General features: G+C 42.9%; 19 protein-coding genes and 1 other RNA gene. 11 read left to right on the forward strand and 9 right to left on the reverse strand.

Translation table 11 applies throughout. The annotated features are described in order from the left end of the window. Window positions 1-8: 8 nt before the first annotated feature. Together ACMXYW_RS14900 and ACMXYW_RS14905 are read right to left on the reverse strand one after the other, a co-directional pair. Window positions 9-440 (reverse strand): type II toxin-antitoxin system RatA family toxin, encoded by a 432-nt coding sequence (locus ACMXYW_RS14900; RefSeq protein ID WP_415882588.1) that lies wholly within the window; start codon window positions 438-440, stop codon window positions 9-11. A gap of 17 nt (window positions 441-457) precedes the next feature. After that, window positions 458-1,822, reverse strand: a complete 1,365-nt coding sequence (locus tag ACMXYW_RS14905; RefSeq protein ID WP_415895265.1) for a sodium-dependent transporter — start codon at window positions 1,820-1,822, stop codon at window positions 458-460. 274 nt (window positions 1,823-2,096) lie between these two features. Between ACMXYW_RS14905 and smpB the strand changes: the two genes are divergently transcribed. The 7 genes from smpB to ACMXYW_RS14940 all read left to right on the forward strand — a co-directional run bounded on the left by smpB (window position 2,097) and on the right by ACMXYW_RS14940 (window position 7,087). Beyond that, complete coding sequence (gene smpB / locus ACMXYW_RS14910) at window positions 2,097-2,570, forward strand: SsrA-binding protein SmpB (RefSeq protein ID WP_415886001.1); 474 nt, start codon at window positions 2,097-2,099, stop codon at window positions 2,568-2,570. A gap of 185 nt (window positions 2,571-2,755) precedes the next feature. Continuing rightward, window positions 2,756-3,115, forward strand: a transfer-messenger RNA (tmRNA) gene (gene ssrA, locus ACMXYW_RS14915). Window positions 3,116-3,309: 194 nt separating this feature from the next. Continuing rightward, entirely contained in the window at window positions 3,310-4,533 is a 1,224-nt protein-coding gene (locus tag ACMXYW_RS14920; protein WP_415904569.1) for a tyrosine-type recombinase/integrase, read from the forward strand. Window positions 4,534-4,639: 106 nt separating this feature from the next. Continuing rightward, window positions 4,640-5,446, forward strand: a complete 807-nt coding sequence (locus ACMXYW_RS14925; protein WP_415904570.1) for a hypothetical protein — start codon at window positions 4,640-4,642, stop codon at window positions 5,444-5,446. 74 nt (window positions 5,447-5,520) lie between these two features. After that, window positions 5,521-5,751, forward strand: coding sequence for a helix-turn-helix transcriptional regulator (locus ACMXYW_RS14930; RefSeq protein WP_415904571.1), 231 nt, complete (start codon window positions 5,521-5,523; stop codon window positions 5,749-5,751). A gap of 14 nt (window positions 5,752-5,765) precedes the next feature. After that, the gene (locus ACMXYW_RS14935; protein WP_415904572.1) at window positions 5,766-6,188 is read left to right on the forward strand and encodes a hypothetical protein; all 423 of its coding nucleotides are present in this window, start codon (window positions 5,766-5,768) and stop codon (window positions 6,186-6,188) included. A 2-nt stretch (window positions 6,189-6,190) separates the two neighbouring features. Then, the gene (locus tag ACMXYW_RS14940; protein ID WP_415904573.1) at window positions 6,191-7,087 is read left to right on the forward strand and encodes a hypothetical protein; all 897 of its coding nucleotides are present in this window, start codon (window positions 6,191-6,193) and stop codon (window positions 7,085-7,087) included. Window positions 7,088-7,637: 550 nt separating this feature from the next. Here the strand turns inward: ACMXYW_RS14940 and ACMXYW_RS14945 are convergent. Then, window positions 7,638-8,069 carry a hypothetical protein gene (locus ACMXYW_RS14945; protein WP_415904574.1) on the reverse strand — a complete coding sequence of 144 codons (432 nt, stop codon included), beginning with the start codon at window positions 8,067-8,069 and terminating at the stop codon, window positions 7,638-7,640. A gap of 491 nt (window positions 8,070-8,560) precedes the next feature. Between ACMXYW_RS14945 and ACMXYW_RS14950 the strand changes: the two genes are divergently transcribed. From ACMXYW_RS14950 to ACMXYW_RS14965, 4 genes are all read left to right on the forward strand, one after another. After that, window positions 8,561-8,968 (forward strand): hypothetical protein, encoded by a 408-nt coding sequence (locus ACMXYW_RS14950; protein ID WP_415904575.1) that lies wholly within the window; start codon window positions 8,561-8,563, stop codon window positions 8,966-8,968. 9 nt (window positions 8,969-8,977) lie between these two features. After that, a complete protein-coding gene (locus ACMXYW_RS14955) occupies window positions 8,978-9,376 on the forward strand; it encodes a hypothetical protein (protein ID WP_415904576.1) in 399 nt (132 codons plus the stop codon). A 2-nt stretch (window positions 9,377-9,378) separates the two neighbouring features. Further along, window positions 9,379-9,822 (forward strand): hypothetical protein, encoded by a 444-nt coding sequence (locus ACMXYW_RS14960; RefSeq protein ID WP_415904577.1) that lies wholly within the window; start codon window positions 9,379-9,381, stop codon window positions 9,820-9,822. Between the two features lie 667 nt (window positions 9,823-10,489). Further along, window positions 10,490-11,059 carry a substrate-binding periplasmic protein gene (locus tag ACMXYW_RS14965; RefSeq protein WP_415904578.1) on the forward strand — a complete coding sequence of 190 codons (570 nt, stop codon included), beginning with the start codon at window positions 10,490-10,492 and terminating at the stop codon, window positions 11,057-11,059. 61 nt (window positions 11,060-11,120) lie between these two features. On the opposite strand, the gene ACMXYW_RS14970 is transcribed toward ACMXYW_RS14965, so the two are convergent. From ACMXYW_RS14970 to ACMXYW_RS14995, 6 genes are all read right to left on the reverse strand, one after another. Next, complete coding sequence (locus ACMXYW_RS14970) at window positions 11,121-12,563, reverse strand: SLC13 family permease (RefSeq protein WP_415904579.1); 1,443 nt, start codon at window positions 12,561-12,563, stop codon at window positions 11,121-11,123. Between the two features lie 288 nt (window positions 12,564-12,851). After that, on the reverse strand, window positions 12,852-14,195 hold the full coding sequence (locus tag ACMXYW_RS14975) for a sigma-54-dependent transcriptional regulator (protein WP_415904580.1): 1,344 nt from the start codon (window positions 14,193-14,195) through the stop codon (window positions 12,852-12,854). Between the two features lies 1 nt (window position 14,196). Beyond that, the gene (locus ACMXYW_RS14980; protein WP_415904581.1) at window positions 14,197-15,945 is read right to left on the reverse strand and encodes an ATP-binding protein; all 1,749 of its coding nucleotides are present in this window, start codon (window positions 15,943-15,945) and stop codon (window positions 14,197-14,199) included. 187 nt (window positions 15,946-16,132) lie between these two features. Further along, entirely contained in the window at window positions 16,133-16,333 is a 201-nt protein-coding gene (locus ACMXYW_RS14985; protein ID WP_415899378.1) for a hypothetical protein, read from the reverse strand. A 172-nt stretch (window positions 16,334-16,505) separates the two neighbouring features. Then, on the reverse strand, window positions 16,506-17,753 hold the full coding sequence (locus tag ACMXYW_RS14990; protein WP_415882626.1) for a malic enzyme-like NAD(P)-binding protein: 1,248 nt from the start codon (window positions 17,751-17,753) through the stop codon (window positions 16,506-16,508). A 160-nt stretch (window positions 17,754-17,913) separates the two neighbouring features. Continuing rightward, entirely contained in the window at window positions 17,914-18,696 is a 783-nt protein-coding gene (locus tag ACMXYW_RS14995) for a thermonuclease family protein (protein WP_415904582.1), read from the reverse strand. Window positions 18,697-18,705: the final 9 nt, after the last annotated feature.

Genomic DNA, 18,705 nt, shown 5'->3' on the forward strand with positions numbered 1-18,705 from the left:
ACTTTCTCTTAAACGTATACTTGATCTGCGCGGGTTACGAAGGCATCAACCATAGTCGTTGCAACTTGATTAAAAACCTTACTCATCGCCATAGAAGCAATTTTACCCGAGAACTCAAACTGTAAGCTTAAGCTTACTTTACACGCTTCATCACTAAGCGGTTTGAAATCCCACACACCACTCAAGCGGGAAAAGGGCCCCTCTTCCAATTCAAGTGTCATGCTTACAGGGCGGTTAAGCTGATTTCGAGTGGTAAAGCTATATTTCAAGCCACCTTTAGAAAGGAACAAAGTCGCAACCAACTCATCGTCGGTGCGACTTATAATCTCGGTGCTAGCGCACCAGGGCAAAAACTCAGGATATCGTTCTACATCATTTATAAGATCAAACATCTCTTCTGCAGTGTGCAATACCAATGCACTGCGATCTACCTGAGTCATGCCTTTTTTTCATTCCTTTACTTCAACTTCTCAACAAGGTTGAGAATAAAGATTACAGCTACCGCTACTGGCGATACATATCGCAGCGCAATATACCATGCATTGAACAGTAAAGGAGAGGAGATTGCCAATTCATCTTCAGCCATTTTACGAGTTACAAACCAACCCGCGAAGATTGCGATGAACAATCCACCCAATGGCAACATGACATTAGCCGTCATAAAGTCTAGGAAATCAAAGACATTGAAGCCCATCATCTTGAAGTCGGAGATGAAGTTGAAAGAACCTAGCGCAGCAATACCTAAGCCCCAAACAACAAGGCCTAGCGCGATACACGCAGGAACACGGCTCCAGCCAAACTTCTCTACCAACCAAGCAGCTGCTGGTTCGATTAGAGAGATAGCTGAAGTCCAAGCAGCAATACCTACAAGCAAGAAGAATACGAAACCAAAGATCTGACCGCCAGGCATCTGACCGAAAGCAACAGGCAGCGTTACAAACATCAGACCAGGACCCGCACCAGGATCCATACCGTTAGCAAATACGATCGGGAAGATAACCAAACCAGCAATCAAAGCAACGATAGTATCCATTGCCGCGATTGTGATTACAGAACCACCGATAGAGGTCTTCTTAGGCATGTATGAACCGTACGCCATGATCGCACCCATACCCAGAGATAGGGTGAAGAAAGAGTGACCTAACGCGATCAATACAGCATTCCAACTCAGCTCCGAGAAGTCGAAGTGGAATAGGAAATCAAAACCTTGAGAGAAGCCTTCTGTCTGCATGGAGTAACCAAGCATGATCAATAGAAGGATAAATAGCGCAGGCATCAATAGCTTAACAGCGTTCTCAAGACCTTTCTTAACGCCACCAACGATAACCACCATTACCATTGCAACAAAGATCGTATGCCAGATCAGCAATGTCTGAGGGTCAGCTAGCAAGTCATTGAAGACCTTACCCGCATCATCACTACCAATAGAGATGAAATCGCCAGTACCCATACCAGCAATGTAATAAAGCACCCAACCCGCAACTACAGAGTAGAACGAGAAGATCATAAAGCCGGCTAGAACACCCATCCAACCAACAAATGACCATTTCCCTGAATGATTGGCTTCTATCGCCACATCCTTCATAGCATTGATAGGACTTTGTCTACCACGTCGACCGATGAAGACCTCTGCCATCATGATTGGAACACCAACCATCAAGATACAGACAAGGTATACCAGTACGAACGCACCGCCACCATTTTCGCCCGCAATATATGGGAACTTCCAAATATTACCTAAGCCAACTGCCGAACCAGTGGCCGCCAAAATAAAGATCCAACGAGATGCCCAAGCACCGTGGATAGACTTCTTTTCCTGCATGAACTGCTACTCTTCTGGGGGGTTAGTCGCGAAAAAACGCAAATTCTTTCACTTTTTACTTATTAAGTACATCGTTGACTGCTCAAAAAGTGCACACCCCGCTAGCTCCCCAGAACTTTAGGGATTTCCCCTGTTTTAGATAGCAAAAACAGAGCTTTTTATTGTGCAGATTGCACATTCAGAACTTTGTAGAAGTAGATGAACAAATAGAAATAGTTTTCCCTGATTGCAAGGCGCTTTCCCTCAGCAAGCCTGATCTATATAATCGCCCGCCATGGCCAAGAAAAAGAAAGCCCCATCGGGCAACACAATTTGTCAAAACAAAAGAGCACGTCACGAATACCTAATTTCGGATAAATTCGAAGCAGGTCTCGTTCTGACTGGCTGGGAAGTCAAAAGCCTACGCGAAGGACGCGCGCAACTGGTGGAATCCTACGTGGTTATCCACAAAGGCGAAGCTTGGTTAGTTGGTGCACACTTCACTCCGCTGAAAACAGCCTGCACCCACGTAGTCGCAGATCCGACCCGTGATCGCAAATTGCTACTTAACCATCGCGAACTAGTAAAGATCATCAACGCGACTGAAGCTAAAGGCTTCACTTGTGTAGCGCTCTCCCTTTACTGGAAAGGCAATCGCATTAAATGCGAAATTGCGCTAGCCAAAGGTAAGAAGCAACACGATAAACGCGCCGCAGATAAAGACAAAGACTGGGCTCGTCAGAAACAACGCCTTATGGCAGCTAAATAGCTGCCATAGCCCAACCTCTATACTCCCCTTCTTTACCGACCCCTCTTTCCATCGAAGCAACGTATTACAACCCCTTTTTAGTTTCTCCAACAAAGTCCCAAAGGAACTTACACAAAAAAATTGGGTCGAAGCTTCACAATCTACTCGTCTATACCCAACACAATAGGTATAATCGCGAGTTATCTGGGGATGACTTGGCTTCGACGCTGATTACAAAACCTTAGGTGCATGTCGAGAATGTAGTGAATCTCGTAAATCCCTCACTACACAGTTATAGTTGCTAACGACGATAACTACGCTCTAGCTGCATAAGTCAGCTTGTGCCGCTCCTTCAGGTGTCTGTAACTAAAGGATTTTGCGGTATCATTCGAGACAGAATCGCCCGGATGCTTCGCCTTAAGCTGAACGGCTAAAACTTAAAAAGGCTCGCCCATAACACCCTGGCTCTCGGGTCGTGACGGGTTAACTCAATAGAGAAGCCTAAACATGTAGATCTTGAGGCGGAGGATTGACGGACGCGGGTTCGACCCCCGCCATCTCCACCAAACACAAATCCTGTGACTTCCTAACAGGTCCCGCAGGCCTTGAAATACCAAGGCTTGCGGTCTACTCTCTATTCCTATGAGTTCCACCCTATACCCCCAATTACAGCACTTATCTTGGGGTATATCCGGGGGTATTTTGCCCCCCTTAAAATCGGTACCCCCAAATCAGGGTTATTTCCACAAGAGGACGTGGTATGCCGTTGACTGTAAAAGAAGCTCAGGCAGCAACACCAAAAGAAAAGGATTACAAGCTATCCGATGAGAAAGGCCTATTTCTATTAATCAAGAAAAGCGGCGCAAAATACTGGCGCATGAAATACCGCTTTCAAGGTAAAGAGAAACTCCTGTCGTTTGGTGTTTTTCCCGAAATCACTTTAAAGAAAGCCAGAGAAAAACGAGATGAAGCTCGCTTACTACTTGCTGATAGCATCGATCCATCAGCTCACAAAAAAGCACAGCAAGCATCAGAAAAACTTAAAGCGGCTAATTCATTTCAAACTATCGCCCTTGAATGGTTTGAAACCCAGCAAAGCGATAAAACACCCGGATATCAGAAACGCGTACTTCGCGCACTGGAACACGACCTATTTCCTTCTATTGGCGACACCCCTATAAACGAAGTAACTGCCCCAATACTTCTTGAAGCCTTAAGGAAAGTAGAAGACCGTGGAGCAATAGAAACTGCCCATAGGGACAAACAGATTGCTGGGCAGGTATTCCGATACGCAATCGCCACAGGAAGAGCTGAACGTGACCCATCCCCTGATCTGAAAGGAGCTCTTAAGCCATCAAAAACAAAGCACTTCTCGGCTATTACCACACCGAAAGAAGCAGGCAAGCTAATGGCAGCAATTGATCAGTTCCAAGGAACGGCCATTGTATGCGCTGCCTTAAAGCTATCCGCCCTTTTCTTCTGCCGTCCTGGAGAGCTCCGGCGCTTAAAATGGTCTGATATAAATCATGACGAAATGCGAATTGAGCTGGTGGCAGAAAAAACCCACCAGCAGCACATCATCCCATTAAGCAAACAAGCCGTAGCAATCCTTAAGGAACTTCATTCCTTAACTGGTAACGGTGAGTTTATTTTCCCTTCTGCTCGAGGCCGAAGTCGCTGTATGTCAGAGAACGCTATTAGAGTAGCACTCAGAACTATGGGTTATGGGAACGAAACAATGACCCCTCATGGTTTCAGAGCAATGGCCAGAACACTCCTAGACGAGGCGCTAAATTACCGAGTCGAATGGATAGAACAACAGCTTGCTCATGCTGTTAAGGATGCAAACGGCAGAGCATATAACCGCACTAAGCATTTGGAACAGCGAACCAGAATGATGCAAAACTGGGCTGATTATTTAGATCAGCTTAAGGCACAAGCTCTATCTGGAAATGTGATAGCTGCAAACTTTGGACAAAGCTAAAACTACTTTCACCAACCTAGGAGCTCACGAACCCCGTCAGCACTGAACTAATTTTTTGAGTAGTAAGAAAATAGCTCCTCCTCTTTAATCACCATAGGGATCAATAATGAAAAGGAAATTTAAATTACAAGGATCTGGCAAGGAACTGTCTCAAGCCCCAGAAACAGTTATTCGTCACTTAAATGTAGATTTAAGCAGTGTAGAGAAAGTTGACCAAGCTTACCTTAATGATGATGAGTTTTGGATACAGGGAGAAGATGGAGGGACTCAAACATATTCCTACAAAATAGCTTCGGAGGCAGAAGCTGTCGATATATACCACGCTTACATATCTCTTCAAGACTTAGAAATAGAGTACAAAAAAGGTCATAAGTGGAGTCTCAGTCGAGCAATGGCCGTTTGCGCACTTAATGGAATGCCTATGCCTAGCTGGGTGGCCGAAGCTATATTAGATGGTTATTCCGATATTAGAGATATGCCTTCCCGAAATTCATGGGATTACTATCTTGGCTCACCCATTAGCAATGGTGAATTCAGAAAAAAATACGAAAGGGATAAAGAGATTATTTCTGAAATAGTATTTAAGGTTTTACTAAAATTATCCAAAGGTAAACCTATTCACACATCAACTTTCGAGGAAATCAGTGAAGAGCTTAGACTGAGCCCCAGAAAAAACACTCACATTGGCACAACCAAAATCAAAGAATTATTTTATTTAGCCCAAGATAGATCCTTCGTTCTGAAATACCTCATTAGAAAAGTAAAGGATAAAGACCCAGATTTAGGTATACCTAATTTAGCAGACAACTCATCTAAAGATGGAAAATCCAATATTTTCCCTTTCTTCTGGGCGCAAGCGGTCAATGAATTCACAACACCATCAGATATAAAAGTTCCGGATATCGATAACTAAAAACGACCTTACTTCAATTCTTACTTTTCAGATCATTGCCTCATCAACTCCACGATGGAACAAAGAGGCCAAAGATGAACGCCAACAAACTACCCCAACAAGAGAGCCAAAGAAGGCTTATCCGCCGAAAAGAAGTAGAAAAGCTAACAGGTTTAGGCCGAAGCTGTATCTACGCTCGAATGTCCCGCAATGAATTCCCGAAGGCCATCCCCATTGGTGGGAGGCTGGTGGCTTGGAACTCGGAAGAAATTCAGAAATGGATTGATGACCGAATTACCGAAGCGAATATGCCAACAGTAGTGTAAGGGAATATACAAGCATGACTAAGAAAAAAGCAGCTCCCAATACAGGAACCACCAGCGAACAGAACTTAGATAAGCATAATTCCATTCCTACTAAACATGAACTCTGTATTTATGAGCTACTGAAGGTAGGTACACACGGAATTAATCAGCTTAAAGCCCTAAGCACGTATCACGACACCTGCTTAAACACGACGATTTCAGAATTAGGGTTAAAGCGAGGTCTGATAATTCAGAGAGAGCAGCGCAAACACCTTCATAGTGCTGGTGGAACCACTCGCTTTTGTTGGTATTGGTTCCCTACTCGCCAAGAGGCTCAAGAAGGACTTAATGTGCTAAACCGTTTGCGTAAACAAAGAAATTTTCCCTTAGTCGAAATGACTGAGTCCAACAGTTTACTTGAACAATTTCCTCAAGCCCAACTAGAGCCAGCCTCATAAGCATGTCTAGGTTTCTTTCAACGCTGCTTCAACGGTCGGATTATTTGGCTGTTGAATGCGGCAAGATAATACTTATCCCTGCCAATGGTGACACGACAACCAGTGATACTTGGCTTAAGGAACACTGGTTACGGGTAGCCTCAGAACTACTGAGGGTAACAGGTCACTCTGGCTACATCTATAAAGGGTACTCAACAGGCTTCTATACGGGCCACAAAGCAGGTGGCGTAACCCTACAGCTATTCAATCCGGTTAATAACCAAACAGCTTTTGCCATCTTCAACGCTGAGCTGAAGCGAGCCCGAAGTACCAAATATGGAAAGAAAGGTTCAGCCCTTCCGAAAGGACGCTTTATAGCCGGCAAGAAAAGCGGGTTTGTTCAGTTCTGGTGTGACATGGGCCTAGGCCTGCCCAAACGCCTTTCAGCCTTTCATGACTGTATGGGAAAACTTGATGGTCTGCTTATGACAGCAATCACCAATGAGAAAAACAAAGTGATTAATCGCTCCCTGATGCCATTAACGATTAAGCACCAAGAACTGAAAGAACTAATAAAAGTACCCGACAACTACCCGACAATTATCCCACAAACAACCGACAAACAACTGACAAGAATCCCCGACAAGGAATTCCACCAATCACCAGTATCACACGGAGTTCAGCCAACATCAGCTGCGTGTCTCAACAACTACGATATAAAGGTTAAAGGTATAACGGGTGAAGGAAATAGTTCTTTACGCCTCATAAACAACAAGCCACCACAAGATCAAACTATTGATGAATGGCTAGATGATTACACCTCTAATGAAAGCCAGCTTGCCTCCACAAACAACACCAGCAGAAAGCCAATTCCGAAGTGCTGGCAAGATTTAAAAGGAGCATTAAACCAATCCGATTAATATCCAGTTACTAATTTAATTATATCTATGGAGTAGTTTTTCCACACCCACGGGAGACAGTCAGACTCTCGGTTTTTGCCTATTTCTAGCCTTTATACACCCCTCCACCACACCTATATAATTTTCCTTTTGAGTCAAAGAGTTAGACCTGACGGAGCTGAGGGCTTATTCAAAACAACAAGGAAATCGGCTTAAGCTATAAGCAGGTAGAGATAACACTAAAAAAATAGGGGCCCCTAACTAATACTTCACCCACGGGGGACACGCAGACTCCCGGTTTCAGGGCATTTTACGAGCTTTTATACGCCTCACCACCAGAGGCGGTAATCCTTTTATTTTTCAATAAATTAAAGGTGAGGAAGGTGAGGAATCAGCCTACACATCAAGCAGGAGCAGCGAAAATTGCCAGAGATTACTAGTTCAAAGGCCATCGCATAAATCATTTGCAAACAATAGCAGACCTGAAAGTTTTTCTTTGTTTCAGGATAGATTAAGAAAGTTACGAACATTTCTAATCGAAGGAAACTCCATTTATCTATGGACCTAATTATTAGTGGTACTTAGGGATTCTCTTGTCGCTCTTTTTATCCTTACCCTCTATTTCCATCTCCAAGGATTTTATTTGTAATTCTATCAGTCGATCAGACCTAGGCTGAACCGAGAACTGCCAAATTATTAGCCCTATGAGAGCTATCCCAATACCAGCCCCAAGAGCTAAATTAAGCACATACATATAGAAATTTTTGTTCTCCTCCTCTACCTTCACCAAGGCCTCTAAAAGCTCTTTACGCTCTTCCCCCGAAACAGAAAGCTCTTCTTTCTGTTCTAAGATCATAATTTCTTCAGACCATTCTAGGGTTTTCGCTCTACTCGCATCATAGACATAAACAAAGGACAGCATGGATGATAAAACCAGAGCTAAACCTAATAGGGCGTAAAACTTATAGATATTGTCCGTTGGAATTGAAAATCCTGGGGTCATAACACTCACTAAAAATTACAAAAAAATCTTAAAATAAAGCTTTTAATTTGTTCAATAAATAGGAAATAGTCTGATTTTATAGCGAAAGCTTTTAGATTGAGCCTATAGAAAACTCCATTGTGGTTGAACGTTGCTACCTAAGTCACGCTCCAGAGAATTCAATCTTCCCATACCTAGCGCACAGATAACCAATAACTCTACTTACACAAGAACCAATCAGGAAACTCACTCAATCTATAGCTACAGACATACTTTTTTCTGTTTTAAGCTACTAAAACAGCACTTCCCATTAAACTTTTTCAATTTTTTTTGTTAGATCATCTCCAGCACTACCACTTTAGCACATGAGAAAAATTCCTAATTTTTAAGGACATAGAGCAAACCCACATAATTTCTGTTAATTTGTTCTCCCTCTTGAATTCACACCCCCTCTTGAAAAATGCTCAAGAGTAAACATATATATTTACTATACTGAAATGTGTAATTAGAATATGCCGAAAAAGCCCCAAGCAAATAATGATGAAAATGATATTGTTGGAAGTAATTTCACCATACATTTTTGCGAAGGAGCTGAAGAATCTTTCTTAGAAGCATTGAGCCATTTAACGACGGCAAAACAAAGTACTATTACAGCACGGATGTTTGCCCTCTTGGAGCGGAAAGCAAATGGTCAATTATCTGGAGATTCGGATAAAAAGGAAGGAATCCTTCCTGACAAATCACATTTCAGAGCGATAAAAAAGATACCTCTTCGTTGCTATTACTGGCAATCAAAGGTACGGAAAGCAACAATTTTTGTAAGCCACTTTAAATACAAAGACCAGCAAAACTTAGACCCTAGAGATACCCGCAGAGTTGTTAAAAACTGGTGGGCTTACGAAAAATCAACGGACTCATAAGGTGAGATCATGAAAAAATTATTCGACTCAATCAAAAGCTCCTCAAGGGCCAATGAGAAGAAATTTGCCCGAGCTGATCTTGTTATGAATATCACGGAAGATTTACTAATTGAGATGGAAAGCCAAAGCCTCACTAAAAGTGATCTAGCTAGCCAACTTGGAAAATCTAAGGCATATATTGGGCAGACTCTGAGCGGCGAAAGAAACATGACTCTTCATACTCTTTCTGACTTTTGTTACGAGCTTGATGTAAAACCGATGATAAAGCTGGTTCCTAAGAAAAGCGCTTTCAAAGAATTGCATTGGGAAGAATTCAAGAAGACACTAATTTGCACTCGAATTCCAAATAATACAATTGCAATCAACGACTGCGGTTCAGCAGCCAAATATGTAAGGTTAGCGCAGTAACTATGAACAAAGATCTAATCAAAGAGGCAACAGAACTTCTTAACGTAGGATTAATTACTATAAAAGAAGGGTTCTTTAAAACAGAGAATGAATTTTCTTCAATTCCTGAAGAGCAACACATTCTTCAGGGGTACAGCTCTACAATCAATTGCGAAGAGTTTGATTCTCCTGAAGGAGGATTCGCTTATATTTTTACTTATGCTGTTGCCATTAGAGCTATTCCTGAAGAAGACTCCGATACTGCAATAATGGAAATAAAAGCGAAATTCGAAGTTGCATACACAAGTTCGATTAAAGTCAGTCCAGACGCTATTGTTGAATTTGGTAATTACAACGTTGGTTATCATGTGTGGCCTTACTGGAGAGAATTCGTTCAGTCCAGCTGTAGCCGTTTAGGCATCTCTCCTATTGAAGTACCTTTTTATAAAGTATCTGAAGATTCCTAAAGCATAGTTCTAGTAAGGGTCTTTCACTAGACCCCTCTCTTCGGTCGCCACCTAATTAACCCACAACATTTTTTCAAATCTATCCCATAGAGCCGCCAATCAACGGGGGTACTTTTGGGGGTACCAAAACAAAAAATCAAAGATAAAACATATATAAAACAGATAATTAAAGTAATTATTCGTTAGACGCCATCTCCACCAAATACAAATAAAAAAGCCACCTTCGGGTGGCTTTTTTATTTGTATTGTCCCGTCCTGAATAAGGTTGACACTTTACCTATCATCTTTGGATAAGTTTTTAAGAATTCAAAAAGCAAACACACAAAACCATCTCCTTTTAAAATATTGCCGATAATTTCACCTGCCATCGTGTGATTAAAAATTCGTTTAGCTCAAAGGCTTTGGACTAAACTAAAAATTTTAAGTTAACTGTGATTTGAACCCAAAGCCGATGAATAGGATTTTTAAACTGACGCGATTAGGCTTACTAGGTGCTGTGATAGCTCTCTGCCCCACAATATATGCAGATACATTTGTAATGGGCTTTGGTGAAGACCCTACATCAAATCCACAATACAACTTCTACAGTAAAGTTTACTCGGCAGCTTTCAATACACTGGGGTATGAATTTTCATATATCCTTTGCCCCAGTAAAAGATGCTCGAAAATGGCAAACGATGGAATTATAGATGGGGAACCTCAAAGAATTAGAGACTATAGCTCCCGCTATTCAAATATGGTCTTAATTGATGAACCTATTTTCTTTAATAGAGTCATTGGACTATCCAAGAATGCCGAATTAAGTTTCAGTAGGCTCGAAGATCTCAAAATGCTTGATTTAAGAATTGAGTACCTGCGTGGTTCTGTTTGGTCCAAAAACAATCTTATAAAAGCAACCAATAAAGAGCACCTATCCGAGGTAGGCTCTATTGAACAAGGTATAAATAAATTACAAAGAGGAAGAACTGATATTTTCTTTGCTTTAGAAGTTCCTATTTTGAAAGCACTTCACAATAAAGGCTTACCAACAAAAGACATCACTATTGTCGGAGTCGCGGGGCAAAACATTTCTTACCCATTTATACATAAATCGCACTCAGGCCTAGCTCCGGCTTTGGCTCAAGCAATAAAGGATATGAAAACTTCGGGTGAATACTGGCGTATTCTTCAGGAGGTCATGCCATACATGCAAAAGCTTGAAAAAGAGCTAACTCCTCTAGCTATTGTAAACCAATGAAAATCAGATCGCGGGGAGCTGAGCTGCCCCGCGAGCAATGACTCTTTACTACTTTATATTCCTAAACACCAAAAACAGCTGGTAGGAGTGTTACGCTAGCAAGCGTAATCAGGCCTATTGCAACAAAATTCAACACAAAGCCTGCACGCATCATATCTGCCATTTTCAGTTTACCTGAACCAAACACAATCGCATTTGGCGGCGTAGCTACAGGCATCATAAAGGCACAGCTTGCTGCAATTGCAGCAGGAATAACCCATACAAGTGGTGTACCTGTAATCGACTCAGCCACTGGTCCTAATAACGGCAAGAAGCCTGCCGCCGTTGCTGTGTTACTGGTGATTTCCGTCAAGAAGGTAATCAGCGCTGTAACAATCAACACACCCACTAATAGAGAAACAGCGTCTGCACCTTGAATCTTTAGAGCGATAAATTCAGCTAAGCCAGAAGACTTAATAGTCGCTGCCAAAGTTAGGCCGCCACCAAAAAGGATCAAGATACCCCAAGGGACTTTTTGTGCGCTTTCCCAATCTAGAACACGCTCGTTATCGCCAGATTTAACAGGTAGGGCGAATAGCAGAATAGCCGCCGCCATTGCGATTCCGGTGTCGGAGATACCAATACCTGTCCACTTAGCAAGGTATGGGCGCATTACCCAACCGATTGCTGCAAATAGAAAGATAAATAACACTTTCTTTTCGCCAGCAGACATCTGCCCTAGCGCTTGCAACTGTTCTTTAAATACAGATTTAGCGCTAACCGCACCAGCCTGATCGACTTTATAGCTAATTTTGGTGAGTAGAACCCACGCTACTATCAGCATAATAATTGATAGTGGTAGACCCATCGCCATCCATTGAGCAAAACCAATTTCCATACCGTAGCTATCAGATAGGTATGCAGCCATCAGCGCGTTCGGTGGCGTACCAATTAACGTTGCTATACCACCGATACTGGCAGCATAAGCGATGGACAAGAGCATTGCTTTAGCAAAACTCTCGTTGTTCGGTTCACGATCGGTGACAATTTTCACTACGGATAGAGCTATAGGCAACATCATTACCGCTGTAGCTGTATTGGACATCCACATCGATAGAAATGCCGTCACCAACATGATTCCCAAAATCTGGATACTTGGTTTGGTGCCTGCTAGTAGCATAGTTTTTAGCGCAATACGCTTATGCAGGTTCCAGCGTTCCATTGCGATAGAGATCAGGAAACCGCCTAGGAATAGGAAAATCAGCGGGTGAGCATAAGGTGCAGCAACCGCTTTGATGTTTGCGATACCTGCAACCGGCACCACAAATAAAGGTAATAGAGAGGCCGCAGGGATTGGAACAGCTTCAGATATCCACCAGCTCGCCATCCAGAACGCTAATCCGGCGGTGCGCCACGCTTCAACTGAAAGCCCCGCGAAAGGCGGATCAATCAGTAATGTCATCAACATGACTAAAGGGCCGAGGGATAACATTAGCCAAGGTATCTTTTTATTTTTGTCATTCATACTCTTCTTCCAACCTTAATTTAAACGGTATTTAAATTAGTGAATGTTTGGTTTTCACATCATGGGAAGAAGAGATAGCAAGAGTATTGCCAGCTTTAAAAATTAATTTAAAACCTTTTAATTAACAGATAGTTAAAAAGAATAGCTATTTTTAAACAAGGTACATAATGCGGATAGTCACACAGCCTTAGCGGGTGATTTGTCACTAAAACCACACACAGATAAATCACGAAAAACAGGACTAATTAAGTCAACGTTTTGCGGTATAAACCACGCTAATGCACTAGCTCAGTCTTTTACAAAACTTCGCCTTTGAATTCCGTATTTTGCCAACTTATCGTAAAAGGTTTTTCTGGGGACGCGCAGAAGCGAGATCGCCTCTTTTACGGAACCGGAGGATTGGCTCAAGGCCTCCTCTATTACAGCGCATTCAAAAAAAGCGACCTTTTCACTTAAGGAAAGATCCTCTGGCATGGCCACAGTTGGTTGATCGGCGTCGATCGAAATTGGCATCCCAAGCAACACCCTTCTTTCAGCGGCATTGCGCAGCTCACGAACATTACCCGGCCAATGGTAAGCCATGAGTTGATTGGACTCTTCACTAGCAAGCGCTGTTAGCGGTTTGTGATAACGCCCAGCAGCTATAGAGCTAAAGTGTTTAAACAACAATGGGATATCGGCTTTGCGCGCACGTAAAGGCGGTATATCTACTTTAACTAGGTTTAAACGATAATAGAGGTCGGTGCGAAACAACCCTTGCTCCGCGAGTTCTAGCAGATCAATTTTAGTTGCTGCTACAAATCTAACATCCAGCGGGATTGCAGTATTACTGCCAACGGGAGTAATGGTTCTTTCTTCTAACACCCGCAACATTTTCACCTGCATAGACATAGGCATGCTTTCTATTTCATCGAGAAAAATAGTACCGCCTTGGCCGAAACCTAGTTGCCCGGTACGGTTTTCTGTCGCGCCGGTAAAGGCACCTTTTTTACTCCCGAACAACTCACTCTCAATTAGGCTTTCGGGTATAGCGCCACAGTTAATCGCAACAAAATTTGCATCAGCGCGACTGCTCATCTCATGTAAGTAGCGCGCAACCATCTCTTTACCGGAACCGGTTTCACCACTAATCAAAACATCTGCTGGAGTATCAACTACGGTATTAAGCAGCCGCATCATATCTTTCATTTCAGGGGTGTCGCCAAGTATCCGCACCCCTTTTTCAGGTACTGCTTTCAAACTACTTTTAAGTGCTCGATTTTCTAGGACAAGGGCTCTTTTTTCACTGGCACGCTTAACACTATCCAACAGCTGCTCTGTGATCGGCTTTTCAAAAAAATCGTAAGCTCCTTGATGCAAACATGAGACTGCAAGCTGTACATCGGCATAGCCGGTTAGCATGATGACCGGTATATCAACATCGATGGCTTGAATCTCACTAAGAAGCTTGGTGCCGCACATCTCTGGCATATTAATATCTGAAATCACAACACCTTGGAAATGCTCATCCAGTGTTTTTAAAGCCTGCGTACCGTTCGCGAACGCCTGGACTTCATAACCTTCTATCTGTAGAAGCTGGCTAAGGGAGTCACGAATGATCTCTTCATCGTCGATAATCCAAACTTTTGTCATTTTAATTGCTTCCAGTGTTACTTGATTTCAACGAGATCGTGAATGTAGCCCCAAGCCCAGAATCCGCATTCTTAGCCGTAAGCTCACCATCGAAAGAACGAATGATGTTACGCGAGATAGATAAGCCCAACCCTAAGCCTTGATCGGACTTAGTGGTAAAAAAGGCATCAAATATAGTGTCTATATTTTGCAGGTCCAAGCCAATACCACTGTCGGTTATATGAATATCCACATAACCTTCTCTTTGGCTAAAGCTGATACTAATGGATTTCGCCTGCTGCCCAGACATGGCATCTATAGCATTAGATAAGAGATTAACCAGAACCTGCTCTAACTTTAAGGCCTCACCCCAAACAAAACTGCTGTAGTGCTCAACAGACAAATCGACTTTATAGTTTGTGATCTGGGGTCCGACCACCACTAAAGCGGCATCAAGGCACTTAGACCATTCACACCAAGCTAATGAGGGCTCTTTATTCCGACTGAATTGTTTTAACTGTGAAACAATTTTATGCACCCGCTCCGTCATATCCTGAATGGTATTAAGCGTCTCTTTAGCTTCCTTATAGTCACCCCTATCAAGTAATCGTCGACAGGCAGCTATATAAGCATTCATAGCACTGAGCGGCTGATTGATTTCATGATTGATCGAAGCTGACATCTGCCCAATCGTAGCTAGCTTAGTCGACTGCATAAGTGCTTTATGCGCTTTATCTAACTCATCAGTGCGAACCGATATCTCCTTTTCTAACGCCCTGCGGGTATACAGCAACTGACGATAACCAGCAAAGCGTCGATAAAGGTAGAACGCCAAAACAAAGACCACGCTATACCCCAGCGAGAGCCAAATCATAAAATTGGTGATTTGATAGCCCACCGTTGCCGCGGGGCTGAACGTAATGAGCTTAAGACTCATGCTAGGCAAGCTGGATTCACCATAAAAATACAAGCCCTGCTCGGCCTCGGCGTACTCTATTTGCCACTGCTGTAAATCAGCAAGTGCATACTTTCTTTTGCTGTTATTTAAGATATTTTGCGTCAGGTCGAGGTAACGTTGGCTTTCTTTAATCTGAGCCCAACTCAATTCTTCGCTCTCGCTGAGCTGCTTGAGGCGCCAGTATGGGTGATTAGACATAAAGATGACATTGTCAGGTCCATAAACCATAAATTTTGTAGAATGCTGACCAGATAACCACTCTGTATCCTGCTCAAATCTGGAAATGTCTACCTTTACAGCAGCAACACCAATAATCTTTTCATCGATGTAAACCGGAGATGAAAAAAAGATGCCGCGCTCTTTAGAGCGAACACCTAGGGCGTAATACGTCGAATTCTGCCCCTCAATTGCCTGCTGAAAATAAGGACGAAAAGAAAAATTGCCGCCTATAAAACTCGATGGGTTTTGAAAGTTACTTGCAGCAACAACATCGCCTTTAATATCGAGTACATAAACCTCACTAGCCCCGGTCGTTTTAGCAATATCAAGTAACAGTAGGTTTAATTCTTGCTCTCCTGTTTTGAACTGCAGTAGTTGACGAATCTGGTAATGGTTCGTTAACAACTCTGGAATATGTGCATAACGGGCAAGTTCTTTATTGAAATAAGTACTGACATTTTCAGCTTCATTCTTCACTTTTTGATCAAGTTCGATATAGAGACTTCGCTGGAAAAGAGAAACACCAGTAGACAGAGTAAGACCTAGACATACGAGGTAAATTAAGAATACAAATATGATTTTCCTGTCTCGCATACCAGTGCCCATACATTATTACCCGCATACTATGCCGTAATAACTATTTTAAATCATCGTGCGCAGGGTATCTTGATGTTATAAAACGCCCTTAGTGCATTATTTAATGCTCAAAATATACAAAAAGCCCTGCTAGCAAAACTAGCAGGGCTTTTTTAAATACGTCTTTTTCTATCTGGCTGCTGCGTTAGCAGGCAAGACCCCAAAGGGTGTCAAAGTCCAGATTTTCCCACCCGTCTTCGCCATCGTGAATCCAGAATGCGCCACAGCATTCACATCGATAGATCGAGCTTTCAGGGATTGAGCTAATTAGCTTTAGATCAGCATGTGAAAAGCCGAATCTTTCTTGCTTCTCACAGTTACTGCAGGATCTTTTATCATCTTCCATGATCTTGTACCTAAGTTTATTACCTAGATAAGCTTACTGAATAATACTCTATGTGAAACTAGGAAAAATTCTTAATTTCTTAAATTTTGAACAGAAACCTATATTTTTTTATAGTTTTCTAGAGACACAAAAAAACCGGCCTAAGCCGGTTTTTTTAGTACGCCAGTGTCGATTAAGACAGTGGGTAGTTGTCTGGTAGTGGCAGACGCGCAACACCAGAATCGATCGCTGCTTGAGCAACTGCAGTAGATACAGCACCAAGTAGACGAGAGTCTGTTGCTTTAGGGATGATGTAGTCACGACCGAACTCTAGAGAGTCTAGACCGTAAGCATCAAGCACTTCTTGAGGAACTGGAGTCTTAGCCAGATCAGCAAGAGCGCGTACAGCTGCTTCTTTCATCTCTTCGTTGATTGCAGTAGAACGAACGTCCATTGCGCCACGGAAGATGAATGGGAAGCCAAGTACGTTGTTTACCTGATTAGGGAAGTCAGAACGACCTGTCGCCATGATAACGTCATCACGAGTTTCGTGAGCAAGTTCTGGGCGAATCTCTGGATCTGGGTTAGCACATGCGAATACAACTGGGTTAGCAGCCATTTTAGATAGCTGTTCAGCAGAAAGCAGGTTAGGACCAGATAGACCAACAAATACGTCAGCACCGTCGATAGCATCGTCTAGAGTACGCTTGTCTGTTTCAGACGCGAACGCTGCTTTCTCTGGAGTTAGGTTTTCACGGCCAGAGTGGATAACACCCGTACGGTCGATCATGTAGATGTTTTCGATCTTAGCACCCATGTTCACTAGCAGCTTCATGCAAGCGTGAGCTGCAGCACCAGCGCCTAGGCATACGATTGAAGCTTCTTCTAGCTTCTTGCCAGCTACTTCTAGTGCGTTGATCATGCCAGCAGCTGTTACGATAGCTGTACCGTGCTGATCATCGTGGAATACAGGGATGTTACAACGCTCGATCAGAACACGTTCGATTTCGAAACATTCTGGAGCTTTGATATCTTCTAGGTTGATTCCACCGAAAGTGTCCGCGATGCGCGCAACAGTGTCGATGAATGCCTGTGGGCTTTCAGCGTCAACTTCAATATCGATAGAATCAAGGCCAGCGAAGCGCTTGAACAGCAGTGCTTTACCTTCCATTACTGGCTTAGAAGCCAATGGACCTAAGTCACCTAGACCTAGAATTGCAGAACCGTTAGAAATCACTGCGACTAAGTTACCTTTAGCCGTGTAACGGTATGCATTTTCAGGATCTTTTGCGATTTCACGAACCGGCTCTGCTACACCCGGGCTGTATGCCAAGGAAAGATCACGCTGAGACTCAGCGTCTGTAGACAGTTCCACACTGATTTTACCTGGACGTGGGAACTCATGGTAATCAAGAGCGGCTTGTTTCATATCATCAGACATAGCTGCTGTTCCAATCTAGTTAAAAAGTCGAACACAGAACTATATAGAAAACATATTTGCCGAACAACTATTCCGCACCTGCAACAGGCTTTTTTTCTTTAGGTTAAACCTAAAGTACTAAAAAAACCTGCAAGAAGTCGCATAAAGATAGGAATATTGTTTAATGATCCAAATGCACGGAGTGGCTAATGTTGATCAGCCAAGGTTGGTAGTGTGCAGGTGCGTTATGGCTTTTTGGCTTAATCCACCCCCTAACAGTTAGGGTTTTACCCTTAAAAGCTTCAATTTTTCTCTTGCCGCCTAGCTGCTCTGCAACAATAGGGCTAAATTTTACGGCTAACTCGTCACCAATCTCTAAAATCCAGCCAGAACGGATCTTTTTAACCGCTACCACTTTACCCTTTAAGATTCTAAAGCCTGATTCACGATTTTTTAGCGAAGCCACATCTCGAATAGGACTTTGATTCCACAACCCAAGTTTATCTTCTACCGCACGCTGTTCAGCAGCTTTTAGGCAATTAAGATAAGCAAGATTTGGCGGTACCGCTATATGGTAGGCCAAACCGTTCTCAAGCAGAGATTCCCCAACATGCTGACCGTCAGCGTACAAATGGGCTAACCAACGTTTATAGCGATCTTTTGGCTCTTTACCCACCACTAACGAAAGATCAGCATCTTTTAACAAGGTTTTCAGGTGAGCGGTTGCTTGATCAGCATAAGCTTCGGCAGGTTTGTCTTCCTTGGCAGTTTCTGGGGTATTGATACCGATAAGGCGAACACGACGACCATCGGTTAATTTTACTGTATCGCCATCATATATATGCGCAACGCTTACCGTTTCAGCATGATGAGGTTCTTCACACTGAGCTGCGGTAACAGCAGCACTATAGCCAGAAACAAAAAAGGCGCACCACAATGGGAGCGCCTTTTTCAAAATTCTCATAAGTGACAT

Source organism: Neptuniibacter sp. QD48_55 (assembly GCF_047778115.1).
Taxonomy (GTDB): domain Bacteria; phylum Pseudomonadota; class Gammaproteobacteria; order Pseudomonadales; family Balneatricaceae; genus Neptuniibacter.

What these genes read in the sequence shown, in the direction of transcription:
- ACMXYW_RS14935 (WP_415904572.1), top strand. Translation starts at nt 5,766, where the DNA reads ATGACTAAGAAAAAAGCAGCTCCCAATACAGGAACCACCAGCGAACAG.
- ACMXYW_RS14960 (WP_415904577.1), top strand. Translation starts at nt 9,379, where the DNA reads ATGAACAAAGATCTAATCAAAGAGGCAACAGAACTTCTTAACGTAGGA.
- ACMXYW_RS14955 (WP_415904576.1), top strand. Translation starts at nt 8,978, where the DNA reads ATGAAAAAATTATTCGACTCAATCAAAAGCTCCTCAAGGGCCAATGAG.
- ACMXYW_RS14905 (WP_415895265.1), bottom strand. Translation starts at nt 1,822, where the DNA reads ATGCAGGAAAAGAAGTCTATCCACGGTGCTTGGGCATCTCGTTGGATC.
- ACMXYW_RS14975 (WP_415904580.1), bottom strand. Translation starts at nt 14,195, where the DNA reads ATGACAAAAGTTTGGATTATCGACGATGAAGAGATCATTCGTGACTCC.
- ACMXYW_RS14945 (WP_415904574.1), bottom strand. Translation starts at nt 8,069, where the DNA reads ATGACCCCAGGATTTTCAATTCCAACGGACAATATCTATAAGTTTTAC.
- ACMXYW_RS14980 (WP_415904581.1), bottom strand. Translation starts at nt 15,945, where the DNA reads ATGCGAGACAGGAAAATCATATTTGTATTCTTAATTTACCTCGTATGT.
- ACMXYW_RS14930 (WP_415904571.1), top strand. Translation starts at nt 5,521, where the DNA reads ATGAACGCCAACAAACTACCCCAACAAGAGAGCCAAAGAAGGCTTATC.
- ACMXYW_RS14995 (WP_415904582.1), bottom strand. Translation starts at nt 18,696, where the DNA reads ATGAGAATTTTGAAAAAGGCGCTCCCATTGTGGTGCGCCTTTTTTGTT.
- ACMXYW_RS14965 (WP_415904578.1), top strand. Translation starts at nt 10,490, where the DNA reads ATGGCAAACGATGGAATTATAGATGGGGAACCTCAAAGAATTAGAGAC.
- ACMXYW_RS14950 (WP_415904575.1), top strand. Translation starts at nt 8,561, where the DNA reads ATGCCGAAAAAGCCCCAAGCAAATAATGATGAAAATGATATTGTTGGA.
- ACMXYW_RS14925 (WP_415904570.1), top strand. Translation starts at nt 4,640, where the DNA reads ATGAAAAGGAAATTTAAATTACAAGGATCTGGCAAGGAACTGTCTCAA.
- ACMXYW_RS14985 (WP_415899378.1), bottom strand. Translation starts at nt 16,333, where the DNA reads ATGGAAGATGATAAAAGATCCTGCAGTAACTGTGAGAAGCAAGAAAGA.
- ACMXYW_RS14920 (WP_415904569.1), top strand. Translation starts at nt 3,310, where the DNA reads ATGCCGTTGACTGTAAAAGAAGCTCAGGCAGCAACACCAAAAGAAAAG.
- ACMXYW_RS14900 (WP_415882588.1), bottom strand. Translation starts at nt 440, where the DNA reads ATGACTCAGGTAGATCGCAGTGCATTGGTATTGCACACTGCAGAAGAG.
- smpB (WP_415886001.1), top strand. Translation starts at nt 2,097, where the DNA reads ATGGCCAAGAAAAAGAAAGCCCCATCGGGCAACACAATTTGTCAAAAC.
- ACMXYW_RS14990 (WP_415882626.1), bottom strand. Translation starts at nt 17,753, where the DNA reads ATGTCTGATGATATGAAACAAGCCGCTCTTGATTACCATGAGTTCCCA.
- ACMXYW_RS14940 (WP_415904573.1), top strand. Translation starts at nt 6,191, where the DNA reads ATGTCTAGGTTTCTTTCAACGCTGCTTCAACGGTCGGATTATTTGGCT.
- ACMXYW_RS14970 (WP_415904579.1), bottom strand. Translation starts at nt 12,563, where the DNA reads ATGAATGACAAAAATAAAAAGATACCTTGGCTAATGTTATCCCTCGGC.